Origin of the sequence: Sagittula marina (assembly GCF_014196795.1) — a bacterium.
Lineage (GTDB): Bacteria > Pseudomonadota > Alphaproteobacteria > Rhodobacterales > Rhodobacteraceae > Sagittula > Sagittula marina.
On record NZ_JACIEJ010000020.1, the window covers coordinates 1 to 23960 of the forward strand.

The 23960-nt window shown below is 63.2% G+C and carries 16 protein-coding genes; 7 read left to right on the forward strand and 9 right to left on the reverse strand.

Features of this window, described 5'->3' with window-relative positions:
- Window positions 1–251, forward strand: a 251-nt coding sequence (locus GGQ68_RS24175; protein WP_221235704.1) for a hypothetical protein, incomplete at its 5' end; no start/stop codon positions are given.
- Window positions 252–325: 74 nt separating this feature from the next.
- On the opposite strand, the gene GGQ68_RS22730 is transcribed toward GGQ68_RS24175, so the two are convergent.
- The 4 genes from GGQ68_RS22730 to GGQ68_RS22745 are packed head-to-tail and all read right to left on the reverse strand — an operon-like array spanning window position 326 to window position 4992.
- On the reverse strand, window positions 326–886 hold the full coding sequence (locus GGQ68_RS22730) for a PqiC family protein (RefSeq protein WP_183970089.1): 561 nt from the start codon (window positions 884–886) through the stop codon (window positions 326–328).
- A gap of 1 nt (window position 887) precedes the next feature.
- Window positions 888–3680, reverse strand: coding sequence for an MlaD family protein (locus GGQ68_RS22735; RefSeq protein WP_183970090.1), 2793 nt, complete (start codon window positions 3678–3680; stop codon window positions 888–890).
- A complete protein-coding gene (locus GGQ68_RS22740) occupies window positions 3677–4294 on the reverse strand; it encodes a paraquat-inducible protein A (RefSeq protein ID WP_246429521.1) in 618 nt (205 codons plus the stop codon). Before GGQ68_RS22740 ends, GGQ68_RS22735 begins: the two co-directional genes overlap by 4 nt.
- Window positions 4291–4992 (reverse strand): paraquat-inducible protein A, encoded by a 702-nt coding sequence (locus GGQ68_RS22745; protein ID WP_246429522.1) that lies wholly within the window; start codon window positions 4990–4992, stop codon window positions 4291–4293. The genes GGQ68_RS22740 and GGQ68_RS22745 overlap by 4 nt, the downstream gene beginning before the upstream one ends.
- Before the next feature lie 638 nt (window positions 4993–5630).
- Between GGQ68_RS22745 and GGQ68_RS22750 the strand changes: the two genes are divergently transcribed.
- From GGQ68_RS22750 to GGQ68_RS22765, 4 genes are all read left to right on the forward strand, one after another.
- Complete coding sequence (locus GGQ68_RS22750) at window positions 5631–7370, forward strand: chemotaxis protein CheW (protein WP_183970091.1); 1740 nt, start codon at window positions 5631–5633, stop codon at window positions 7368–7370.
- Between the two features lie 9 nt (window positions 7371–7379).
- Complete coding sequence (locus GGQ68_RS22755; protein WP_183970092.1) at window positions 7380–8711, forward strand: hypothetical protein; 1332 nt, start codon at window positions 7380–7382, stop codon at window positions 8709–8711.
- Window positions 8712–8759: 48 nt separating this feature from the next.
- Window positions 8760–8909: a hypothetical protein gene (locus GGQ68_RS22760; protein ID WP_183970094.1), complete on the forward strand. Its 150-nt coding sequence runs from the start codon at window positions 8760–8762 to the stop codon at window positions 8907–8909.
- A gap of 364 nt (window positions 8910–9273) precedes the next feature.
- On the forward strand, window positions 9274–12012 hold the full coding sequence (locus GGQ68_RS22765; protein ID WP_183970096.1) for a methyl-accepting chemotaxis protein: 2739 nt from the start codon (window positions 9274–9276) through the stop codon (window positions 12010–12012).
- Window positions 12013–12243: 231 nt separating this feature from the next.
- Here the strand turns inward: GGQ68_RS22765 and GGQ68_RS22770 are convergent, their stop codons facing one another.
- Entirely contained in the window at window positions 12244–14253 is a 2010-nt protein-coding gene (locus GGQ68_RS22770) for a DUF4214 domain-containing protein (protein WP_183970098.1), read from the reverse strand.
- A 166-nt stretch (window positions 14254–14419) separates the two neighbouring features.
- Entirely contained in the window at window positions 14420–17323 is a 2904-nt protein-coding gene (locus GGQ68_RS22775; RefSeq protein ID WP_183970100.1) for a DUF4214 domain-containing protein, read from the reverse strand.
- Window positions 17324–17577: 254 nt separating this feature from the next.
- On the opposite strand from GGQ68_RS22775, the gene GGQ68_RS22780 reads away from it, so the two are divergent.
- Window positions 17578–18513: a glycosyltransferase gene (locus GGQ68_RS22780; protein ID WP_183970102.1), complete on the forward strand. Its 936-nt coding sequence runs from the start codon at window positions 17578–17580 to the stop codon at window positions 18511–18513.
- Window positions 18514–18585: 72 nt separating this feature from the next.
- Here the strand turns inward: GGQ68_RS22780 and GGQ68_RS22785 are convergent, their stop codons facing one another.
- Together GGQ68_RS22785 and GGQ68_RS22790 are read right to left on the reverse strand one after the other, a co-directional pair.
- On the reverse strand, window positions 18586–19254 hold the full coding sequence (locus tag GGQ68_RS22785; protein ID WP_183970104.1) for an ATP-binding cassette domain-containing protein: 669 nt from the start codon (window positions 19252–19254) through the stop codon (window positions 18586–18588).
- Between the two features lie 56 nt (window positions 19255–19310).
- Window positions 19311–20435, reverse strand: coding sequence for a KpsE/RkpR family capsule polysaccharide export protein (locus tag GGQ68_RS22790; RefSeq protein WP_183970106.1), 1125 nt, complete (start codon window positions 20433–20435; stop codon window positions 19311–19313).
- A 428-nt stretch (window positions 20436–20863) separates the two neighbouring features.
- Between GGQ68_RS22790 and GGQ68_RS22795 the strand changes: the two genes are divergently transcribed.
- Window positions 20864–21685: an ABC transporter permease gene (locus GGQ68_RS22795; protein WP_183970108.1), complete on the forward strand. Its 822-nt coding sequence runs from the start codon at window positions 20864–20866 to the stop codon at window positions 21683–21685.
- Between the two features lie 57 nt (window positions 21686–21742).
- On the opposite strand, the gene GGQ68_RS22800 is transcribed toward GGQ68_RS22795, so the two are convergent.
- Window positions 21743–23911, reverse strand: coding sequence for a glycosyltransferase (locus tag GGQ68_RS22800; RefSeq protein WP_183970110.1), 2169 nt, complete (start codon window positions 23909–23911; stop codon window positions 21743–21745).
- Window positions 23912–23960 lie beyond the last annotated feature (49 nt).

The window sequence follows — 23960 nt, forward strand, 5'->3', positions numbered from 1 at the left end:
TCTCAGCGCGCCCGCCTGACAATATCCTCGGTATGCTTCAACCTCGCTTCGCTTCAGTGTCGCCTCTCAGCGCCTCGTCCGCTCCGTCCGGTCCGACCCGCAGCGCCTCAGCGCCGCCGGTGAAGGGGCTTTTACGGCTACCCCAAACGACTCGCAACCCCTTTTTTCCCTCTGCCGCAGAAATTCTCGAATTTTTCTGTAAGCTGCTGATTTTTATAACAACTTATGATGCAGGAAATCCAAATCCTTGAAGATGCAGGGGCTTACCCCAAGGAAGCAAAAGCCTCTCCGGGCGACTCGCGCCGCCCTGAGGGAGAACATATGCTCAGCGCAGACCGTTCCGCGCGATAAAGACCGACAATTCGGACACTGCGGCGGCCCGCGCCGCTGCGATTTGCGCTGGTCCGGGCTTTTCTCCCGGAATCACCGCTTCGATGTCGAAGGGCTTGGCCCGGTCGGGACCGTCTTCTTCTGGCGCGACAAAGACCTGACCGGAAATCCGGAAGGTGCCGCGTTCGGTGGCGTAGAAGTCCTGAACACGTACGTCGACCTTCACATCCGGGTAATCGCGGAAGGGCCAGGGCTCCGGCGCCACCAGTCGTCCTGTTATACTGTCGAGATCGCGCGCCACCTGTAACGTGATCGCGCGGCCCGGCTCATCCGACCACAGCGGCCCCAAAGGCAGGATCGCCCCCGTTGCATCGCGGGCGTGGATCTCTTCGCCTTCCGCGTAGATCGGCAGGGTCACGGTGGCGACCTCGATCCGTGCGTAGCGGGTGGAGACCTTTTCCAGCGCGGTCACAGGGGGCGCGTCAAAGCGGGGCTCGGTGCCGCTGCAGGCCGCAAGGACCAGGGCTGCGGACAATATAAGGGGCATGGGCTTCATATCAGCGTCCCGTAATCAAGGAGTTGGGGTTTCGGGCGATCTGCTTGGCCAGGCGGTCGATGGATTTCGCCGCCTCGTCGATCTGGCGGATCGCACTGGACAGGCTGCGCGCAAAGTCAGAGTTGGCATTATAGCCGGAGATGGTCACCCCCGCCTGATCTGCCACCACTCGCAGGCGGTTCGACAGTTCCGGCAGCGACCGGCTGGCCACGGCCACGGCTTCTGCCGCCTCGCGCGCAGAGGCCAATGTGGCGTTGGCGTTGGCGACGATGCCGCCGCTGCGCAGTTCCTCAAGCGTCAGGCGCAGTTCAGACAGGGCGGCGTTGACCTCGGAGGGCAGTTGGCGCGTGCTGTCCTGATCCACCAGCCGTTCCACGCTGTCGAGCAGCGAACGCGCCTGTGTGGCAAGCTCATCCAGCGAGAGCTGTTCTGCGTCATTGAGCACCGCGCTGGCCTGATCGGCCAGACCCGGCAAACGGTCAGCGGTGGTGCCGAGATTATTGATCAGCTCCGACACCTGCGTGATGATGGCCTGTTGCTGGGCCTCTTCGAGCAGTGCGTTCAGCTTGTCCGAGGCATCGCCAAGGCCAGAGGCCAGATCGCCCACCTGTGCGGGCAATGCCGCGAACTCTTCGGAGGCCACCACCTGTCGCAGCCCGTCGAGCGTGGCGCGCACATCCGCAGGCAGCGCACGCAGATCCGGATCCGCCAGCAGCGCGTCGGCATCATCGAGCAGCGTCGTGATGCGGGTGGAAATATCGTCGAGCGGCAGCGCCTCGGCCTTGCCAAGCACCGCGTTGGCGCGCTCGGACAGCGACGGCAGGCTTTGCGCGGTTTCATCCAACGAGGCAATCAGCTCGGACACGGCGGCCACGACGGCCTCGTCCTTGACCTGCCCCAGCAGGGTGTTCAGCGTGGCGGAAGCTTCGTTCAGGCCGTCAGCCAGGCTGCCCACCTGCCCCGGCAGGGCGGCGAACTCCGGGCTTTCGACAATGCCGCGCAGCCCTTCGACCGTGCCGCGCAGTTCGGCAGGAAGCGCGGTCAGGTTCTCGTCCGACAGAATATCGGAGATCTGCGTGGCAATATCCTCCAGCGGCAGCGCCTCGGCCTTGGCCAGCACCGCGCCGGCCCGCTCGGACAGGCCGGGCAGGGTTTGCGCCGTCTCGTCGAGCGAGTCGATCAGGCCGGAGATCGCGGCCACCACGGCCTCGTCCTGCACTTGCCCCATAAGCGTGTTCAGCGTGCCGGAGGCCTCTGTCAGGTTATCAGCCAAGGTGCCGATCTGCGCGGGCAGCCCTGCGACCTCCTCGCTTTCGGCAATTTGGCGAATGGACTCCAGCGTGGCCAAGAGCGCCTCGGGGGCGGCCTGCACCTCGTCGGATCCGATCACGCCGCGAATGTCGGCCAGCGTGTCGATGATGCCGTTCATCACCTCCTCGACCGGCAGCGCGTCGACGCGCTGGATCAGGCCCTGGGCGCTGGCGGCCACATTTGTGACCTCGGAGGGCGCAGTGGGCAATTCCGGATAGGGATCGGCGTTGCGGTTGAAACTGGCCTGCCGCGCGCCCTCGACGATCACCAGATCAATCTTCAGCCCCCCCGTCAGGATCGAGGCATTGGCCAACCGGGCCCGCAGCCCTTCGTTCACCCGTGCGCCGAGATAGGCGAGGAACGCTTCCTCCCCTGCCCCGGTGTCGATGCCGATCCGGCTGGGGTTGATGCGGGCGGTCGCGATCAGGCGGATTTCGTTGTCGCCAAAGCGCAGCGGATCAACCACGCCAGAGATCGTTTCCACCTCCCCCAGCTTCAGACCGCCCAGGGTCACGGCGGCCCCCTGTGACAGACCCGCAAGGTTTTCATCAAAGATCATCATAAGCTGGACAGAGCCGCCGTCGCCTTCGAGGAAGAAATCCTCGCGCGCGGCATTCTCGTCCTCGTGCAGGGTGAACTCCTGCCCCTCAGTCAGCGGCGCCCCGCCCGAAGACATGGTCTCAAAGGTCACACCACCAGAAATCAAGGAGGCCAGTGAGGAGAAATCGAGGTTCGCCCCCTCCGCACCCAGCGAGAAGCGGAAACCGGAAATATTCCAGAACCGCGCAGAGGAGGTGACAAGCTGGGTATAGGGCTCAAGGATCACGGCCTGAGCGTAGACCTCCAACCCGTCGTCGGAGACTTCGGTTCGCCCCATACGACCCACCTGCACGCCCCTGTACAGGATCGGCGTGCCCTCGTTGGGCAACCCGTCCTCCGAGCGCAGAAGGAAAGTGGTGCCCTCTTCGCCAAGCGCCATGAGCGGGCTGTCCACCGCGCCTGTGAACCGATCGGCGGGCGTGCCCGGCGTACCGTCCCACGAGGCGGAAATGTAGACACCCGACAAGACCGTATCCAGGCCAGAGACCCCCTGCGCCGTCACCTCCGGCCGCACGATCCAGAAGAGTGCATCGCTGTCCACATACCGGGCAATGTCCTTGTCGAGGCGAATGGAGACAATGACCTGATCCAGATCGTCGGAAAAGTTCACCTCTTCGACCACACCCACGGGAATGTCGCGATAGCGCACTTCGGTTTCCTGCGCGCGCACGCCGTCCGCCTGGGCAAAGACAACCTCGATCAGCGGACCGCGATCGGCCCAGTTCTGCCAGGCGACGCCCACGGCGGCCAGAATGGCAAACACCGGGATCAGCCAGACCAGCGAGAGACCGGAAAACCCGCCACTCTTCGCAGGCGCGATGGAAACGGACCGGGGGGTGCCCGGGTCGGAGCTCGCGTCGGAGCCGGAGGACGTATCATTCATTGTGGTTCAGAAACCCTGACATCATGGCTGTCCCAGATCAGACGCGTGTCGAAAGATCGGGCGGACAACATTGTAAATATCACGGAAAGTGCAAAAGTCAGGGCCGCGGAGCCGGGATGGATGGACGCGACAACAGAGAGTTGCACCAATGCACTCAAGATGGCCACCACGAAGACGTCGATCATCGACCAGCGGCCCACGAATTCGACAACCTCATACAGATGCATCTTTTGATGCAGCCGTTTCGCGGAGCCACGCTGCACCGAGATGGCGAGATAGGCGATGGCGATGAACTTCGCCACGGGGATCACCACGGAGGCAAAGAGCACGATGGCCGCAATGCCCACATCGCCGTGGTGGGCGATTTCGATGGCGCCGCCGACGATGGTGCCCGACTGGGTGCCCGTCAGCGTTTCGGTCACCAGCATCGGATAGAGGTTGGCGGGGAAGTAGACCAGCAGCCCGGTGAACCAAAAGGCCCAGACCCATTGCAGACTGTTGCTTTGACGGGACTTCAGGCGGTGGCCACAGCGCCCGCAGCGATCTTGCTCCATGGGCCAGACCTTGGCGCAGGTGGTGCAGGTCACCAGCCCCATATCGCGCGCGGTGCTCATGTAGGGGCCTGCTCTGTCTGGCTGTCAGCGGGATTGGCCTCGGCTTCGCTGACCTCGATGGCCTTCCAGATCGACCAGCTGCACATGTAGCGGTCCGACACCACCACGATGATCGACAGGGCGGTGAACATCCAGAAGGCCGGGCCGAAGTGCAGGCTGGCAAGGTCCGACACCTTTACCAGCGCCACGGCGCAGCCGATGGAGAAGACCTCGGTCATGGACCAGGGCTTCAGCTCCTGGGCCAGACGAAAGGCGCGGCGGGCGTAAGGCGCGGCGCGATGACCCAATTCCATCGGGGCGATGACGTAGATCAGCAGCCCCACCCGCACCGCAGGCAACCCCACGATCAGCAGCACCGTCGCCACGGAGACCAGCACCAACAGGCCGGAGCGAAAGCTGGTGGCCACGTCGAGCAGCGATACCTTGTTGCCGATGCCGGCCGCGTTGATCGACAAAAACGGGTGAAAGCTGGCCGCCACCACAAGGATCAGCACCGCGATCGACAGCGCAAGAATGCGCAGCCCGGCGCCTTCACGGCTGGCAATCAGGACCGTGCTGCACCGGTCACAGACAGCGCGCTCGCCATTGCGGGGCATCTGCGCGCGGTAAACTTCGTCGCAGTTGGGACACCCAATCAGCTGCTCCGTATCGACCACCTGGGGCATGGGGTCTTGAATGGGTCCGGCGACATCCGGCATCGGGCACTCCTCGCGGGACGGCCCACCTGGCCCTCCAAGGCCGTAAGACTAGGGCGCGGACCCGCCCTGTGCAATGTAACCCCTGTTCAACACTGCTTTTGTGACCGCAAAGACTCAAATAGTTTCTGGCGCCGCCCGCCTTGGCGTCGTGGACAAAGGCGCCCCATCGTCGAGATCGACACGCTGCCCCACCAGATCTGACCCGCAACGGCTCCGGAACGGTATCGGCCAAGGCCTTCGAGCTTGCAACACCCTCGGCATGAAGCGACCAAATTCGCAGTGCGACCTTTGCCCTGTTCCGTGCCTGGCCCAGTGTATTGTCAGACATCGCCTCGAACGGTTTTCAGCAGTATCAGAGACTGTTTTGGTTCCACCACAGCCCCGTCGGGCGCTGAGACCTCCGCACCGGGGCCCTCTGGCTTCGCCCCCGGCGTTGGCCTCCGGCTTGGGGCGCGCAGGTCAGGCTGGCCGCGCTGCAAGGTGTCTCGCGGCGGGCCATTGGTCTCGACATCTGGCGCAGCTGAACCACCGCCGCTTGGGGCACCCAAACTCCAGCCCTGCGCGCCCGACGGTGCTTAATCGCCCGTTAGGCCACAGCCTTTAGGGTGCACTCCGAAACTTGCTCGGAGAATGCCCCCGTGTCGCTCGACGATTCCCAGACCCTGCCCATCGCAGAGACGGAGACCGAAACAGAAAGCACCGGGGCAAGGGCTCTGCCCGCACCACCGCCACCCGCCGGCGTGCTGCCCTCCCCGAAGGCCATTGCCGAACCGCCCGAAGGGAATGGCCCTGCAACACAGACCACTTCTCCTGAAAACGCGTCTGAGATACAGCCCCCAGCGCCTGAAGATGCGGCTGAGGAGGCACCGGCCTCCCGTCTCAAAGATGTCCCTCCGCAAAACGATATCTACGGGCTGATCGACCTGGGCGGGCGCATCCTGGGCATTCAGGCCGTGCATGTGCGCGAGGCCGTTCCCTTTCCTGATGACATCAGCCCCATGGCAGTCTCCCTCCCCGGTCTGCTGGGTGCCATGGTGTTGCGACAGGACACGATCCCCCTGGTGGATATGGCCGTGATGCTGGGCGTGCCCACCGACCTGCCCATAAGGGAGCGGGTGGTGATCATCGTCAACGACGCCAGCCATCAGCGTCTCCTGGGCCTGGTGGTGGACCGGCTGCAGGGCATGACCTCCCTCGACTTCACCAACACCGCAGAGATGTGCGTGGTGGGCCGTGATCATCTGCTGGTGGGCGGGCGCAGTTTTGTGAATGATGGCACCGTGGTGGGCATTCTCGATCCACAGCTGCTGTTCGACCAGCCCAGCCTGCCCTACGCCATCCAGCGGGAGCGCACGGCTGCCCGGTCCAACTCACTTATGTTCGGCGACCAGCAGGCCTACTTGCTGTGCAGCTACAGCGGCCATGGCATCGCCTTTCCGGTGCAGGATATCCACGCCACCATTCCGACGACCCCCCTTTGCAAAAGCCCTATGACCTATGGCGCCTGCGACGGTGTGATCGAACACCACGGCATCGAAATCCCGCTGCTCGATACGTTGCAAATCCTGGGCTTGGGGCGGAACGCGTCGCGGCCCGAACGCTCGGCCTCCCTGGCGATGCGCGTTCCCAAAGGCGGGCTTATCGCCTTTGAGGTCGATCGGTTTTTCGACATCGTCCACACCCGCACAGAAGACCTGTTGGAGATGCCGCAGGTTCTGACCACGCGCCACGACCTGTTCTCCGGCATTCACATGTCTGCAACGGGGGACCATTACCTCGTGTTGCATGCCGAGTGCGTCCTGCAAGAGGAGGCGGTGGTGCAGCTTGCCAGCACCACGGTGAAGGACACCGAAGCCGACGCCACCCAGGAAACAGAGGACAAGCACACCCGCACAGGCAACGCCGCCGCCCGCGCACGCGAGGCGGAAAGCGCGCTCTATCTCATTTCGCAGTCGGCGAAAAAGCGCATGGCAACGCAGCTCGCAGAAATTGTCGAGATCCTGCGCCTGCCACCAAGCCTGCTGGCTGCCGAAGTGCGCTACGACGGTTATATGGGCACGCTCAGCCACCGGTCTCAGCTGGTGCCCATCTTCTCCGTGAGCAACGTCTTGGGGGCCTTCCCCTTTTACCAGGAAGGCAAAGCCTGCGTGCTGCTCTTCCGCATGGAGGGTCAGCTCTATGGCGCCGTGGTCGATGAGCTGGAAGCCGTGAGCCGCTGTCATCCCGTCGGCGCGCCGGAGGATCGCGTCCTGCGCAAGATGGACAACGGGGAATTCCTGCCGAGTTTCGAACTGATCCGCGAACTGCCGGTGAATGGCGGCGGCGGCGGGGCTTTTGGCGGCATGTCGTCCGGGTTTGATGCCGGTGAACTGTTCTGAGGTGATTTCATGACGTCTTTCCCACCGTCTTCGGACGACGATCCTCTGGCGGATCTGACAGACAACGATGCAATGTCAGACCTGTCCAACACCGATGCCTTCGATCTGGAGGACGTGGGCAGTCCCGAGATGGGCGACCACATCGACTTCGCCCCTGACACCGTCGAAGACGTTGAGGAACCCGCTTTCGAGACCACGGATGAGGCCGCCCCTGCGCCCCCGGAAGACATGGACATGACAGTGGACGACACCCCGGAGACAGATCCGGCGGATACGCCCGAAATGGTGGACGACGCCAAAGAGGACGACACCCCGCATCGCGCCACTCTGACCACCGATCCGCCCCCCCTCGAGGCCCCTTCGCCAGAGCGGCAGGATCTGCCGTTCGACCAATTGCTTGCCAGCACGGAGACAGAGCTCAACCGCCGCTTCGACGATGTGGAACTGGTGATGATGGAGCTGCTGCACCTGCTCGCCACACCCTCCGACCCCGACCGGCCGGAGCGGTTGTCCAGCCTGTTGCACGCCGAGCTGAAGCGTATCGAAGAGGCTCTGGCCCAAGCCTGCGACCAGCGCATTGAGCAGGACAGCCGGCTGACAATGGTGGAGGATCTTCTACGGCAGACCAATGAGCGGAGCGTCCGTCAGTTTCGCCGGCAAAAGGGCTGGCTCAAGGCCATGCAAACCTCCCGAGAGGACGCCCGCGGCCTCCTCGGCGACCTGTCCAGCCGCCTCGATGCTCTGGCCGCGCAAACACCGGCGCCCTCCGAACCGGACCTCACCCCTGTGCTCGATGGGCAGGCTGCGCTGCGCGCCATGCTGGAGGCATTGAAGCTGCCTGACATCGACCCTGTTCAGGCAACTCTCACCGATATTCAGGCGCGGCTGGCCCTATTTTCCGAACAGGCACCGCCGGATCCGGACCTGTCCCCGCTGCGCGATGAGGTCGGCCAAGGCTTTGACCGATTGGCCGCGCTGGTGGGGGAGCGTAATAAACGCCAGGACGCCGAGCGCAAAGGGCTCACCGCGCTGCGGCATGGGCTGGAAGCCACTGTCTCCCGGCTCGACACGCTGCTTTGCGAATTGGAGACCCGACAAAGCCCCCCGACCGCGGCCCCGGAGGCGCGGCATACCACGCTGGCGGAGCCTGTTGCGGGGCCTGTTGCGGGGCCGCACCCCGACCTCACCGCCTTGCAAAACAGGGTGGAGGCCGGCGTTGACCGGATCATTGGCGCCATCACGGCACAGGGCCGTGTACTGGATGCGGAACGCCGGGCGCTGACACCGTTTTTCGATGGGCTCGACTGTTTTTTTGCTCGGCTGGAGGCCGCAACATGCTAGATCGAAGCGCAAGCCAACGCACAGCCGAGTTTCGCGCTGGACACACGGTTGAAGCGAATCGAGGCGCAATTGTCTCGATTGCAGACCCCTGCGCAGGACAATACCGCCGAGGCGTTGCGCGATCTCTCCATGTTGCTGGCTGAAATGATGGCCCGACAGGAACAGCTGATACACCGCGATCAACAGGCCAGCGCATGAGCCCGCCAATTTCACCTTCGTGACCCCACGGCGTTCACCGGGGATGGCGGCGATGACCGTCGGCCTCCGGGACGTCAAGGCTGGTTCCATCGCCGCTCAGAGACCGGCGCGCGATCCCCTTGTCAGAGTGTCTATGCGCCGGCGGAACAAGGCGTTTCGGCGTCACATCCCCAGGCCTGCCGAGATGTTCACGACGGCCCCCCAAAAGCCCCCAGCACCGCACCAGGAAATTTCTCGGAAGCCCGCCGTTGTTCACCAAATCACAAGGCTGGGCGGCATAGGTCTGTAACAAACCCTCGCAAAGCGCGCCCAGTCTACCGGGCTGCGTCCTCTGCGGCCTCCGCCAACGAAGGAACTTAAGATCATGACGGATCTCACAACCGGGCTTGCCCTATCGGACCTGTGCCAGGATATCGTGACATCGGGGTTCTGTGTCCGGGTTGCGGTGGCGGATGGCACGATTACGGCGGTGTCCTCCACAGCCCGTAGCGATTTACCCGCCAAGACGCGCCTGCCCTGCCCCGCAGACAAGCTGTTCAGCAATGTCGAGGTGCTGCAGACCGCTCTGGCAGAAGCCACCGCACCCACCCAGATCGACCTCGAGATGCCCGGCGGCGCGGCCTTCTCCGGTCGGATCATTCCATTGGCCGGGCCCGATCCGGCAGAGGTTCTGCTCACCGGTGAGCGGTTGCCCGGCGCCCCGCCGCAACGCAGCCGCTATTTTGAAGCCGTCAATCGGCTTTATGGTCTGATCGAGATCACGCCTGAGCTGGAAGTCACCTCCCTCAATCCGCAGGCCCAAAAGATCATCGGCCAGCCCGAGAAGGAGGTGATCGGCAAACGACTGGATGCCTTTTGTGCCAGCAAAGATCTCAGCAAGACGCTGGCCAGCATTCTCAAGGATCCCCATGGCCAAGCCATGTACCTTGAGTTCTCGCCTCACAAAAACAAAACGGTTCATTGTGTCGCCACTGTGGTGCCTTTGAACGACGAAAAGACCGGCAAGCCACTCCGCATTTTCCTGTCGCTGCGCGAGTCGACCGAAGAAACGCTGGAGGTTCAGCGCAATCAGGCCATCACTGAAGCGGTGCAAAGCAATACCGCAGTGATAGAATTTGACACCAAGGGCACGATTGTTGCCGTCAACGAGGTCTACCTCACCATTCTGGGGTTCGAGGAAGACGAATTGATCGGCAAGAACCGCAGCATCCTTTTTTACGATCAGGACACCCGCAGCCCGGAATACAAACAGCTCTGGACCAATCTGATATCGGGCGAGCCGGTATCGGGCACGTTCAAACGGCGCGCCAAGAATGGCGAACGCATCTGGATTGCGGCCAGCGTCAGCCCGCTGCGCGGGCGCGACGGCAAGGTGAACCGCATCGTGATGGTGGCCCAGGACGTGACCGCAGCCACGGAACAGGCCAGCGAGCTGACCGCGGTGCAGGAAGCGCTCGATCACTCCAACGGGTTGGTGGAATACGATCCCTCGGGGTTTGTCATCAGGGTCAACGACAATTTCCTGCACGCCAGCGGATATGCCGCCGAGGACCTGATCGGGCGGCCGCACCGGGATCTGTGCCCGCTCAACGTTTCGCAAAGCCCCGAATATCGGGATTTCTGGAACGCACTGAAGCTGGGTCAGTCACAATCCGGCGTCTTTGCCCGCGTACGCCGGGACGGAACCGATATATGGCTGCGCTCCAGCTACACGCCGGTCAGCGATGCCGCAGGCAACGTGGTCAAGGTCATCCAGATCGCCTATGACGTAACCGCTGACATGCAGGAGCAGGCAGAGGTTACGGGCAAGCTCAACGCCATCGACCGCAGCCAGGCGGTCATTGAGTTCAGTCTGGACGGCATCGTCCTGAACGCCAACCCGACCTTCCTCGACCTGATGGAATACAACCTCCCCGAGTTGAAGGGCAAATATCACCGGATCTTTTGCGAACCGATCTTTGCCAAAAGCGAAGAATACCGCAACTTCTGGAACAAGTTGGGATCAGGCGATTACCATCAGGGCGAATACAAGCGTATCACCAAAACCGGGAAGGAGGTCTGGATTCAGGCCACCTACAACCCGATCCTCGATGTGTCCGGCCGCCCCGTGAAGGTTGTGAAATTCGCCGTCGATGTCACCTTACGCAAGAAAAAGGAGCTGGAGGCGCAGAACATGCTGCGCGCCATCGACCGGGCGCAGGCGATGATCCAGTTCGATATGGACGGCCACGTCCTGACCGCAAACGAGACATTTCTGCGGGCGATGGGCTATTCTTTGCGCGAGGTGCTGAACCAACATCATTCCATGTTCTGCGATCAGGATCTGATCCAGTCCGAGGAATATCGCGATTTCTGGGCGGATCTGCGCAGCGGTACCCCCCAGTCCGGACGCTTTCGCCGCATGGGCAAGTTTGGGCGAGAGGTCTGGATTCAGGCCACCTACTCCACTCTGCTTGATACGCACGGTGAGCCGACAGGCATTGTGAAATATGCCCATGACATCACCAATCAGGTGGCGCTGGAAAAAGAGATTCACAGCCAGGCCGAGCGGATGAACAATATCGTCACCGACCTCTCCAGTTCGATCACCAAGATCTCTGAATCTACCCGCGTGTCGCGCGCGGCGTCTGACCTGACAACCCAAACGGCGAGCGAGGGGCTGAACTTCCTCAACGCGGCCATCGAGGCCATTGAACTGATCGAAAAATCCTCGACCGAGATTGCGGAAATCACCCGCGTGATTTCTGAAATTGCCAATCAAACCAACCTGCTGGCCTTTAACGCCGCGATCGAAGCGGCGCGCGCTGGCGAACACGGGGTTGGCTTTTCGGTGGTGGCAGACGAGGTGCGCAAACTGGCGGAGCGCAGCTCCAAAGCGGCCCAAGAGATTGGCAAACTGATCGTCGTCTCTGGCGAGCGGGTCAATCAGGGCACCGAACGCTCCCGCGATGCGCTGCGCAGTTTCGAGGATATCGTCACCTCTCTTGGCAATACAGCCGCATCAATCCAGACAATATCCGAGTGCGCCACTTCTCAGGAAGATGTCTCCAGCAAGGTGGTGGGCATGATCGAGGATCTGAACAAGGCGGTCCAATCAAAGTAAATCCTGCGGGCGAAGCCCCCTTGGCCCCCATGACAACAGCCCGGTGCACGGGCCCCTACACCGGGCTGTTTCGCGCGCGAAACAGTAAAAGCGCACTCTCCGTGATCGTTCGCTTCATCCGCTCGACCTGGACCACAGGTGGTTTGACTTGGTCAGGCCACGTGTGTGCTGCCTGAATGCCCTTTAGCTGCCCTGTCGCGGCCTCAAAGAGATCCGTTCGACCTGAAAGGATCAGGCGACGTCGATCATCTCCGGCGTCAGCGCCTCAATATTCCAGTCATTCAGCACGATGCGCACGCCTTGATCCTCAAAGACCACATCATCGCCATCCTGTGTGAAATGCACCAAGGCATCATCTGCCGTTCCGTAACCGAAATTGCCCAGCGACAGCTGGTCCCAATTTTCGAAATCGGTGATCTCATGCGCGCCCTCTTCGCCAGCGGAAAAGACAAAGCTGTCAGAGCCAAAGCCGCCTGACATGATGCTGTTTCCGGCTCCTGGTGTCAGGACATCATCCACCGCCTTCGTGCGCATGAAGGTCTCCAGCGCGGGTGTGGTTTTCAAGGTATACTCCGCCGAGTTGATAAAATCGCTCACCACCTCGGCACGGCTGTCCCCTGCAGCCAAGCGACCAGACCAGGCTGCCAGCCCGGAGGCCGCGGGTTCGCGCCCCAGTACATTTCGGAACAGCAAGGTCATGAATTCGGTGTCATCGCTATCTCCATAGATACCTTCAAACTCAGGTGTATCCATGAACTGCTCCACGATGTGAGAAAGGTCGCCATCCTTGGCAATCGCATGAGACCAGGCCTCAAGACCGGAAGCGGCTGGCTCACGCCCCATCACCGCTCCAAACAACCTATAGACCGTGTCCGTCCAGGTGGCCGTGTCGACCTGCGCTTCAAAGGCGTCCAGCCCCGCTTGCGTGATCCGGATATGCTCGGGCGACTCGGATATGGCCAAGGCCGCTTCCGACCGCGTCATTCCGTTTTCAATGGCACGGGTCCAGGCCGTCAGCCCGGAATCCGCCGGATCACGGCCCAGCACGTTGCGGAAGAGCTGCGTTACGAATGCCTCATCATCAAGGGACCCATAACGCTGTTCGAACTCCGCAGAGCCCGTCAATTGCTCGGACAATTCGTCCAGATTCAGCGTCCCCGTCGCCATTGCGCGGATATAGCCCTGGTGCCCGTCAGCCCTCGGCTCACGTCCCAGAACCGTGTCGAAAAGTCGATAGACCTGCGCCGATATATCGGTTCCCAGCAGGCCCCGCGCCTCCGCGATCAGCACGTTGTCTCCGGCACCGCCGTCCAGCCTGTCCGTACCGCCCTGCCCCCAAATCAAGTCATTGCCTGCGGCTCCGGCCAACAGATCATCGCTACGATCGCCCACAACAGTACGACCTGCCGGCGCATCCAGCGTGGCGAGGGCCTGCGCGACGTTCACCGCGCCATCATCGAAGTCCAACCACTCGACCCCGTCGAGCACCATCTCTCCGGTGCGACCGGCAACAACCAGCTTTCCATCATCGACCCGCATATGCGCATCACTCTCGCGCATGGAGACATCAACCCGGTCATTGCCACTGCCGCCAGAGATCACCTTATCCCCCGACAGCGTACCAACCTCGATCCGGTCATTCCCGCTGCCTGCATCGACCGTATCGTCACCTGCGCCGGTACTGATCGTGTCAGAGCCAGCAGCGCCTGCCAGGTAATCGTCGCCCGCACCGCCCGTGACCGCGTTGTCCGTGCCATCCCCCGCCAGATCCAGATCCAGAACGCCGGTGGTGGTGGCGGCAAAGTTCTGGGTGACGATGACGCTGTTGTAGCTGGTGCCATTGCCGTAGGTCATCGGCCCTTGCACGATGCCGATCCCCAACACGGAGACATCCGGATCAAGGATGTTTGCCCGGTGCGAAGGGCTGTTCATCAGGTTTTCGTGCAGCCGGTCCACCTCGTCATAGAGGCTGCCGGCGCCCGTCACGCTGACCGCCGCGATGTTTTCGGTGGTGCGCCAGCGCCCCTCCAGATCGAAATCCGCAGCAATGATGCGATCCGTATGGCTCGACCCGTCCACGCCGGTATGACTGAAGGTGTCGGCATCGCTCATCCACTGGCTATGCGCATCGGCGGAGGTGTTGAGATTCTGTTCCAACATCACAGGGGCCAGCCCATTGGCCGCCCGTTCCGCATTGATCAACTCCAGCATGTAGCGTTCAAGGTCGCTGGCCACGTCCATCACTCTTCCTTTCCCGTTCCCTAGGGGGATCTTGGAAAAGTTGAAGTGAAATCATGGCGCTATCCGGCCCGAGATGCGCCGTGAAAACGGCCTTCGGATAAATCTTTGCACAAATTGCAAACGGCCCCATCGGAAAGGGGGACATATCGCCCGCGTTATCTGCGCGCTACGCCGCCAGAGTGGTGAGGGAGATCATCTCTGCGTCGATCATCGCCAGATCCGTGTTGAGGAAGGTGATCGTCATCCCATGGTCGGCAAAGATCACGTCGTCACCGTCCTGGCGGAAGTGGTCCAGTGCCTCTTGGGCGGCGTCGTAGCCGAAGCCATCCAGACGGACCCGGTCCCAGGCCTCCAGGTCGGTGACCACCTGGGACGAGGTGACGAGGGAGGCTGCCAGACTGTGCCCTGTCCCCGGCGCGACGAACTGGAAGGTGTCCGCGAACAGGCCGCCCGACAGCACGGCGGTCTCCGACATGGCCAGCAGCGTGTCGTCCTCGCCGAACCCTTGCATGAAGATGTCCAAAGACGCCGCCGTGCGCTGCACGAACTCCGGCGTGTTCATGAAATCGGCCACCAGCTCTGCACGGCTGTCACCGGCGTCGAGCCGCGCGGTCCAGGCCTCCAGCCCGCTCTGCGCCGGTTGTCGGCCCAGCACGTTGTTGAACAGCAGGCGCACGAAATCCTCGTTGCTGCTGCCGCCAAAGCGCGCTTGGAACTCGTCGCTTTCCATGAACAGCGCCACCACCTCGACCTGTTCCATGCCCCGATCCAGCGCGTTGTGCCAGTTGAGGAACCCACCTTGTGCCGGAACCCTGTCAAGCACCGCGCGGTAGAGACGGAACACCACCCCTGCCAGCTCCGTCGGGTCGGTGGCGTCAAAGGCTTCCTGCGCCGCCTCGGTGCGGGTGATGTGCTCCGCCGTCTCGGAGAAGCGCGCCACCAGCTCGGCCCGGCTGGTGCCGTTGTCCAGCTCGGCGGTCCAGACCGCCAGCCCGCGCGGGGCGGGATCGCGGTCAAAGACGTTCTGGAACAGCAGCGTGACGAAGGCCTCGTTGCTGGTGGAGGCTCCGTAGCGGGCCTCGAACTCCGGCGCGGTGATGAAAGTGGCGGCCAGCTCCTCGAGCGTGACCTGCCCGTTGGCAAGCTGCGCCGTGTAGCCCTGATGCCCGGTCTCGCCGGGCGCGCGGCCAAAGACCGTATCGAACAGGCGAAACACCTGGTCGGAGGCCTCGAGCCCATAAAGCCCGCGTCCCTCAGCAACCAGCACGTTTGCGTCGCCCAGCCCGAAAAGGCTGTCCTGCCCGCCGCCACCTGTGACCACGTTTGAGCCGCGTCCGGCCATCAGCGTGTTGTTCCCCGCCGAGCCGGTCAGTCGGTCGTCACCGTCGCCGGTGGCGGCGTTCTCGATCGCGCCATCGGTGAGCCGGGCCCAGACCGCGCCGCCGACGTTCAGCACCCCGTCGATGTCGGCATCGCCCAGGCTGAGGATGACATCCTCCTGCAGGGCCACCGCGTTCAGGGTATCTCTGCCGCCGTTGGTGTCGCTGAACCGCCCGCGCGCAGTTTCGACCGACTGCAGCGCGCGAAAATCCTCCGTCACGGTCCAGATGTCGTCTGCATGTTCATAAGCGCCGAGGAATTCCAGCCCGACATCGTAAAGCCTCCCGGTGTCGCCGGAAGAGGTGTCCGTCACCCGCACCGTCCACGCCCCATCGCTGGACATGCCCCGCAAGGATGCCACGCCAAAGGTCCAGTCGCTCGCGATACCAGCGTCGCCGCCTTCGCGATCGGCGAGATTGATCACCTCGCCATCAGGGGTGATCAGATCGACCACCAGATCGGCGGCAAACGTGTGCTGAATGTCCACCGTCACATAGACATGTTCGATGACCAGACCCGCATTCACCGTGATGGTCGCATCTGCATGAGCATTGTCTCGGATCACCGCATTCGGGTAGTCCGAATAACTCATGGATATCAGAGTGTTCTGGGTCGAGGCCACGCCACCCTTGTACAGCCCCCAGACCTCGGCCATGCGCACGGCGGCAAAGGCATCCACCGCGCCGAAGCCGTAATTCTGGTGGAACGTCATGGCCCCGCCGTTCCAGGTCTCACCGCCCAGGGCCATCCAGCGGTCCAACTCGTGCCCGTCTGCCCCGGTGCCATAAGCGGACCCTGTCTGTGCGGCGGACAGGGCCAGGATGGTCTGCACATCGCGGTAGCCGAGGTCGGGATTGGCCTCCAGCATCAGCGCAATGACGCCCGCCGTCACCGGCGTTGCAGCGGAGGTGCCGCCAAAGTCTTCGGTATAGGCGCCGCTCTCGTAGCCGGCAGAGCCTGTGCGGTCCGTGGTGTTCGAGGCCGCCGGGGCGGAGATCAGCAGGTTGTGGCCGTAGTTGGAATAATACGCGACGGAGCCGTCTTCTTCGAAGGCACCGACGGTGATGACCGTGTGCAGGGTGTTGTGCGCTTCCCCCTGGGCATTGCCGAGAATGCCATAGTCCGCCAGATAGCTGTTGGCTTCATTGCCCGCCGCTTTGATAAGGATCGTGCCCAACCCGTCACGCCCATTGGTCGCCGCATACAGAAAGGCCTGCGCCTCGTCATAGGCCCAGGAGCCCCTGTCGCCCGCATCGGAGTCGATGTCATAATCCGGGGTGACGCCGTAGCTTTGGTTCACGATGTCAAAGGTCGACGCGTGTTCCAGCACGTCGAGCTGAACGCTCCATGCCGCGCTCTGCACCGTCCCAAGATAATCGACGGAGGTCAGCTGCGCCCCCCAGGCCACGCCGACACCGCCCACACCGTTGAGCGCCGCAGCGATCAGCCCGCCAACAGAGGTGCCGTGCCCATCCTCGGACGTGTCATGCAGACCGTTGTCATAAAGACGCCCGTTATAGTGCCTGCTCGCGTCGTAATTGGCCGCCAGATCCACATGGCCCTGGTCCATGCCGTCATCATAGACCGCAACGGACACCCCTGCGCCGCTGTAATTTTCCCAGATCGCCTCGATGTCGCCGAGAAGGTTGAAATGCCACTGACCGGTGTATCTTGGGTCTGAAATGTACATGTCTGCTACCTTTAAGAACCGCAGCACGCCAAGGCATCGCGCCGGGGCGGCTGCCCACAGGTTTTCCGGCAAGGAAAACATATCGGCTGACACTATTGGCCTGTCGGACTTAACCACACCTTAAGCAGCACCGTGTTTTGATGTCCTGCCTTCTGCAGGGCGTCCGCAGGCAGGGTGCAAGCGTCCGGAGGTCAGGCGCTTTGCCTTTCTGAGCCCTGCCAGGGGCGGGACCGACTCCTCGGAAAGGCGTGCTGATGACCGATGACCATCTACCTGCCGTGACCATCCTGATGGCCTGCCATCAGGGCGCCGCCCATCTGGAGGCGCAACTGGCCTCCATTGCGGCGCAGGAAGGGGTGGACTGGCGGCTGGTCGCTTCTGATGATGGGTCCACGGACGGCACGCGTGCCATTTTGGAACGGTTTCGCGCCGATCACCCCAGTCGCGTCATCCTGCGTCAGGGCCCAAGTCATGGCTCGCCCTGGGGGGCCGCGGCGCATTTCCTTGATCTGCTGTGTGATCCGACCCTGTCTGACGGCCCGGTGGCGCTGTCCGATCAAGACGATGTCTGGTATCCTGACAAGCTAAAACAGGCTCTGTTATACCTTGAAACGGCACCTCCCGGTCCGGCCGCCTATAGCGCGCGCAGTCGGCATGTCCGCGCTGACGGCACGCCGCTGGGCCTGTCCCGCAGCTATCGCGGCGGCCCGTCATGCGGCAATGCGCTGGTGGAAAACCGGCTGTCCGGCCATGCGACGGTGCTGAACGCGCAGGCCGTGGCGCTGGTCCGCGCCGTCGGCCCCGTGCCTGTCCCCTATCACGATTGGTGGCTGTACCTGCTTATCACCGGCGCGGGCGGCACGGTGATCAACGACCCTGTGGCGCGGCTGGAGTACCGCCAGCACGGCGACAATGTTCTGGGCGCACCAAGGGGCCTGGCGGCGCGGCTGGCGCGCATGGCCGTGGTGCTGGGCCGTGACGGGCCGATACTGCAGGCGGCGAACCGGACCGCACTGAGGCAGGCCCACCCGCATCTCAAGCCCGAGGCCCGCGCTCTGCTTCAGGCCATCGATACGGCGCCACGGTACGGCCCAGCCCGCGCGCGCGCGCTGCGCCGCTTCGGCGTCCAAAGGCACGACTATGTCGCAGATGCGTTCTTGTGGCTGGTGGCTGCGTTGGGGCGGGTTTGAGCACGGCCTTTGAAGAGCATAACATGAGATTTCAGGCGCAATAGGGTCTGTTTCGCGCGCGAAACACGCCCCCTACCGACGAGACAGCCGGTCCATGACATCCCTGTGGTGGTCAATGGCGTCTTCAAGATACTCGTAGTAGTACCCATACCCCTCATCCAGCACGATGCCACAGTCGCACAAAAGCCGGATCTGCGGGATCGCGTGGCTGCAGACCATGGCCCCGGCATTCCTCAGCCGCGCCTTGAACAGTTTGTCGGAGCGCTCGCGAAACGCCGCATCGCCCACCGCCGTGATCTCATCCACCAGATACAGATCGAACTGGATGCCCATGGAAATCCCAAAGGCCAGACGCGACCGCATCCCCGAGGAATAGGTGCGAAACGGCAGCCGAAAGCTCATACCGAGGTTGGCAAATTCCTCGACAAAGGCGGCCAGCTCGTCCGTGTCCACGCCATAGATGCGCGCGATGAAACGACAGTTCTGAAGCCCTGTCAGATCCGGGTGGAACGACCCGGCAAAACCCACCGGCCAGGACACGTTGCCGGTGGTGACGACCCGGCCCGACGTGGGCTTTGTCGCGCCGGAGACCATGCGCAGCAGCGTCGACTTGCCCGCGCCATTGCGCCCCAAAAGCCCCACCGACCGGCCCGTGGGTACGGTCAGCGACAGATCCCGCACCACGGTTTTGACCTTGCCGTCGGTGACATATTCCTTGGTGAGGTTTTCAAACCGGATCACGCCAGCACCCTCCTGTTGGGGCAATATAGGGTCTGTTTCGCGCGCGAAACATGCCGCTACCTCCGGTCCTTCAGCGCATAGATCACCAACACGATCGTCCCCCACACCAGCAAGATCAGCAGCGCCGCAAGTCCCAGCAGCACGCCACGTTCCGGGAAACGCGCGCTCTCGGCCAGCGTCGGTTTCACATAGGCGGCGAGGTAGCGGCTTTGACGCCGGGCCTCGGCCTGCGCGGATTCATAAGACGCCCGCGCGGCGGTGTAGCTGGCTTCGGCAAATTCCCGATCCACCACCAGCCGTTCGTATTCGCCAAAGAGGTTGGCGTAGACGTCGTCCCCCTCCGCGGTGCCGCCTGCAAGACCCAGCTTGCGGCGTTCGGCATTGATGCGGTCCTGGATCACGTCGATGCGCCGTTCCGCCTGTGTGATGCGCGGGTCGTCCGACCGTGTGGACAACCGCAACAGATCGAATTCGATCAGCGCATCGGCGAGCTGCCCTTCGAGCGTGCCCAGAAGCCCGGCCTGGGTTTGCAGATCCACTGACGGGTCCACCAGCTGGTTGGCATTGCGAAACAGCGTCACCGCCTCGCGCGCGGTCTTGAGCTGGTCCTGCGCGGCCTCGAGATCCTGCCGGGCGTAACCGATGGCATCCTCGCGGGCGATGGCCGACAGATCGTTGATCATGGCCGACGACTGCCCGAACAGCGTGCTCGAAATCAGCTGCGCATCCTTGGCGGTGAAGGCACGGGCGCGCACCTCGATCAACCCGGCGCCATCGTCGTAATAGATGTCCACCATGCGGTCCCAATGGGCCACCAGGTCCTCGATCGAGCCTGCGGGATCAAACGCGAAATAGGGGTCCTGATCCAGCGGCTTCGACCAGATGGCGCGCAGGTTCACGGCAGCATCCATATCAGAGACCAGCTTTTGGCTTTGCAGGTATTCGAACAGGATATCGGTGTCCGAGGAGGACGATCCGGACAGCGACGTGATGCCGCCCAGCAATTCGAGCGCGGAGTTGTTTTCCTCCGTGCGCACGGAAAATGCCACGGTGGAGGCGTATTGATCGGCCGCCTTGGTCCAGAGATACCAGCCCACCACCAATATCGGCAACACCACCCCCAGAACGAAGCTCGCCAACACACCCCAATGCCGTTTGCGCAGACGCGCGGAGGAGGCCATTTTCGGCGCTGGCGCGCGGACCTCTCCCTGGTGCGACGGGCCGGGGTTGGGTTTCGGCTTGTGCGGACCCGGCCCCCCCGGTTGCGCGGCGGGTCCCGGCTTTTGCGGCGCCTGTTGAGGTCGAGCCGCGGCGCCCTGACCGGCGGGCTCTTGGGCCGCGGGTCTTTGACCCTCAGGTGTCTGGACTGTGGGCTGGCGCGGCGTACCGGGCGGCTGCTGGGTCACGGGAAAACCCCCAAGATGTCAGTTTCTTCGCCATACGGTTGCATGGCGCTGTGTTCTAGCTAGGAGCATGATGCGCGCGCTGTCCACCCCTGCCGCACCGAAACCCACAAGCCCGGATGGGGGGATGGACAAGCCCCGTAGGCCCGCGCTTATAGTCGGGCCATCTGTCCCCCGCGGACGTCGCCCCAAAGGGACGCACCACGATGACCGACCTGCCCGCCCCGCAACGTCCACGTCCGCGGCCCAGCCCCCGGACCTTGCCACGATTTGCCACCCTGCGTGCCATCACGGCGCTGATATTGCGAGAGATGTCCACCACCTATGGACGCTCTCCGGGGGGCTATCTTTGGGCTGTGCTGGAGCCTGTTGCCGGCATTGCCTTGCTGACGGGAATCTTCTCAATCGGGTTTCGTTCGCCCGCGCTGGGGATCAGCTTTGCCATGTTCTATGCCACCGGGATGCTGCCCTATCTCATGTTTGCCGACATCGCGGGCAAGCTGGCACAGACACTGAATTACTCGCGCCAACTGCTGATCTATCCGCGCGTGACCTTTGTCGATGCGCTGGTGGCACGGTTTGTCCTGAACATGATGACACAGTTGTTGGTGAATTATATCGTGCTGGGGGGCATCCTGTTGCTGTTTGAAACCCGCGTGGTCATGGATGGGCTGACCATCCTCAAGGCCTACGGGCTGGCGGGCCTGCTGGCGCTGGGGATCGGCACGTGGAACAGCTACATGACCGTGCGATTTCCGGTCTACCAGCGGATCTGGTCCATCGCCATGCGTCCGCTGTTCTTGCTGTCCTGCATCTTCTTCATCTTTGACACGATCCCCCAGCCCTACAGCGATTATGTCTGGTTCAACCCGCTGGTGCATATCGTCGGCCTGATGCGGCGCGGGTTCTACCCGAATTATGACGCGCCGTATGTCTCGGAGCCCTACGTCCTGGTTGTGGCGCTGGTCTCCATGGTGCTTGGGCTGATGCTGCTGCGCCGGGATCACAAGATGCTGCTGGAGATGTAAGGCGCCTTTGTTTCGCGCGCGAAACAGACTCTATACATGCCGGTCGTCCCGGGCGGATCACGTCTGATCCTGGCTCAGGGAAATGGCACGGGCCAGCAGCCCCCCCGGATCACCGGCCAGATCCAGCGGCACAGGATGACCGTTCGGGGCGGCACGGGCTGCCTCGCCCTGGCCGCCAAGGTCAAAGACCATGACAGGCAGCCCGGTGGCCAGCGCCTCGTGCGTGGTAAAGGAAAACGTCTCCGGCCAGAGCGACGGGATCAGCCAGCAAGTCACGCCGTAGCGCGCGGCCAGCCGGGGCAGGTCGCCCACGTCGTAGCGTCCATGATGCCGGGCGGGGGCATGCAGCCGGTGAGCGGGGTCGATCCCGCCCAGAAGGACAAGCGAACAGTCTCTGTTCCGCCCGGTCTCGCGGCTGAGCGCCTCTGCCAAGGCAGCGCCTTTGTGTGGGGCAAGACTGCCGAGGATGCCCAGCACGCAAGGGGCCTCTGGCGCGGGGCGGGGCAGGGGTGGGACCGCGACCGGCAGGGCGTGTGGGCGCAGGTCCGAGGGCGTGCCGGGGTAGGCGGCCTCGGTCAGATTTTGGCTGGCGCGGCTGAAATGCTCCACCCGATCCGCGGCGTACAGCAACCTCCCCCAAGTCGCCCGCCAGACCGACAGCGGCACAGGCGCACCGTCAGGGCGGCGGGTTTCATGCCGAGGAGAGGTGCTTGCCGGGTCCGGCAGACCACGCCAGTGCTCGCCGTCCTCCAACAGGGTCGGGTTTGGAGAGAGCGGGAAATAGTCGTGCATCAGCACCGTCAGCCTGTCGCTGGGTTGGCGTAAAGACAGCAGCAGGTCCGGCAGGGTGATCGGATCCGGATCGCCCACACCACAGGAATAGACCAGAGCGCGCTGCGTCACAGGGGCCAGAAGGCGGGTGACATGGTCCCACTCGGCCGTGCCCGCAGCCGTCATCCCGTGGCCGCCGTCAGGCCGCCGGGTCCACAGCTCCAGCGTGAAGCGGAACATGCCCCCCACGCGGATCACCAGCGCGTGGCCGACGCGTTCCAGATCCGCGTGCAGACGGCGCTGCAGATCCGTCTCTGCCCCGCCGCCCATGGAATGCGCGAGGGTGATCGGCAAGGGCGCGTCGCGCGTGACCTCAGCCCGCGCCAGCCCAAGCGCCAGACGTGCCGTCACAAGCGGATCGCGCCGCAAGAAGCCGTGCACCTCCGCATCAAAGCGCGGATAGCGCCGCGTGAGGATCGCTGAATTGCGCTGGATCAGAGCCTGCTTTTGCGCAGAGCCAAAGCTTTGCCCCCCGACATGCGCCACGTAGAGGTTGGGCACATAGACATGGGTGCACCCTGACGCGCGGGTCTTTTGGCACCAGTCCACTTCCTCGCCGTACCCGGGAGAAAAAGCCTCGTCAAACCGCGGTATGGCCTCCAGCGCCTCGCGTGAAAGCGCCATGCAAAATCCGACGCCGGCCACTGCCGGGACCCACGCAACGCCATTTGTTTCGCGCGCGAAACAGTCGATCTGTGCAGCCTCCTCGGCGGTGATCGGACTGGCGCGCCCCGGTTCCGGGATCGACCCAAGCTCCGCATCGTTAGACATGGGCGTGACAGAGGCCACGCGCGCATCCTCCAGCAACGGGCGCAGTAGACGGCGCGCCCAGCCGTCCGGGACCAAGGCATCAGAGTTCAGCAAGACGACGGGATCGGGGTGGGCCATGGCCTCCGCCAGACCACGGTTGACCGACCCGACGAAGCCGAGGTTTTGCGCATTTTCCAGCAGTATCGCAGGATGCTGCGCGGCCCAATCCCTCAGGAAGGGCAGGGTGACGTCATCGGGGGAGGCATCGTCGATCAGAATGATCCGCCACGGGATATCCGTGTGTCGGACCACATGGTCCAGTGCCTGCCGCAGCAAGGGCAGGCCGCCGTACACCGGCATGACAATCGTTACAGCTTGCGGATCAGGGCCAGCCGAAGGGGGCTCGAACAAGCGCGCATCCAAGGCCAGGGGCGCCGGGCCCGAGAGGTCGAGCAACTGCTTTACCCGCGCCCGCGCCGCCGGATCGCGCATCCGCGCCCACCGTATGGCATGGGGAAAGGCGCGCGCCCCGGCCCGGACAAAGGGCGGGATCAACAGCAGGCGATCGCGGCGCGGATGGGCGCTGTCTTCGGGCAGGTGATAGGCGGCATAGATCCCGAACAGCCGCCGGATGCGGTGCAGCACGTCAGCCTGACCTCCGGTTGATCGACTGACGTTGAACCACGGATCAGCG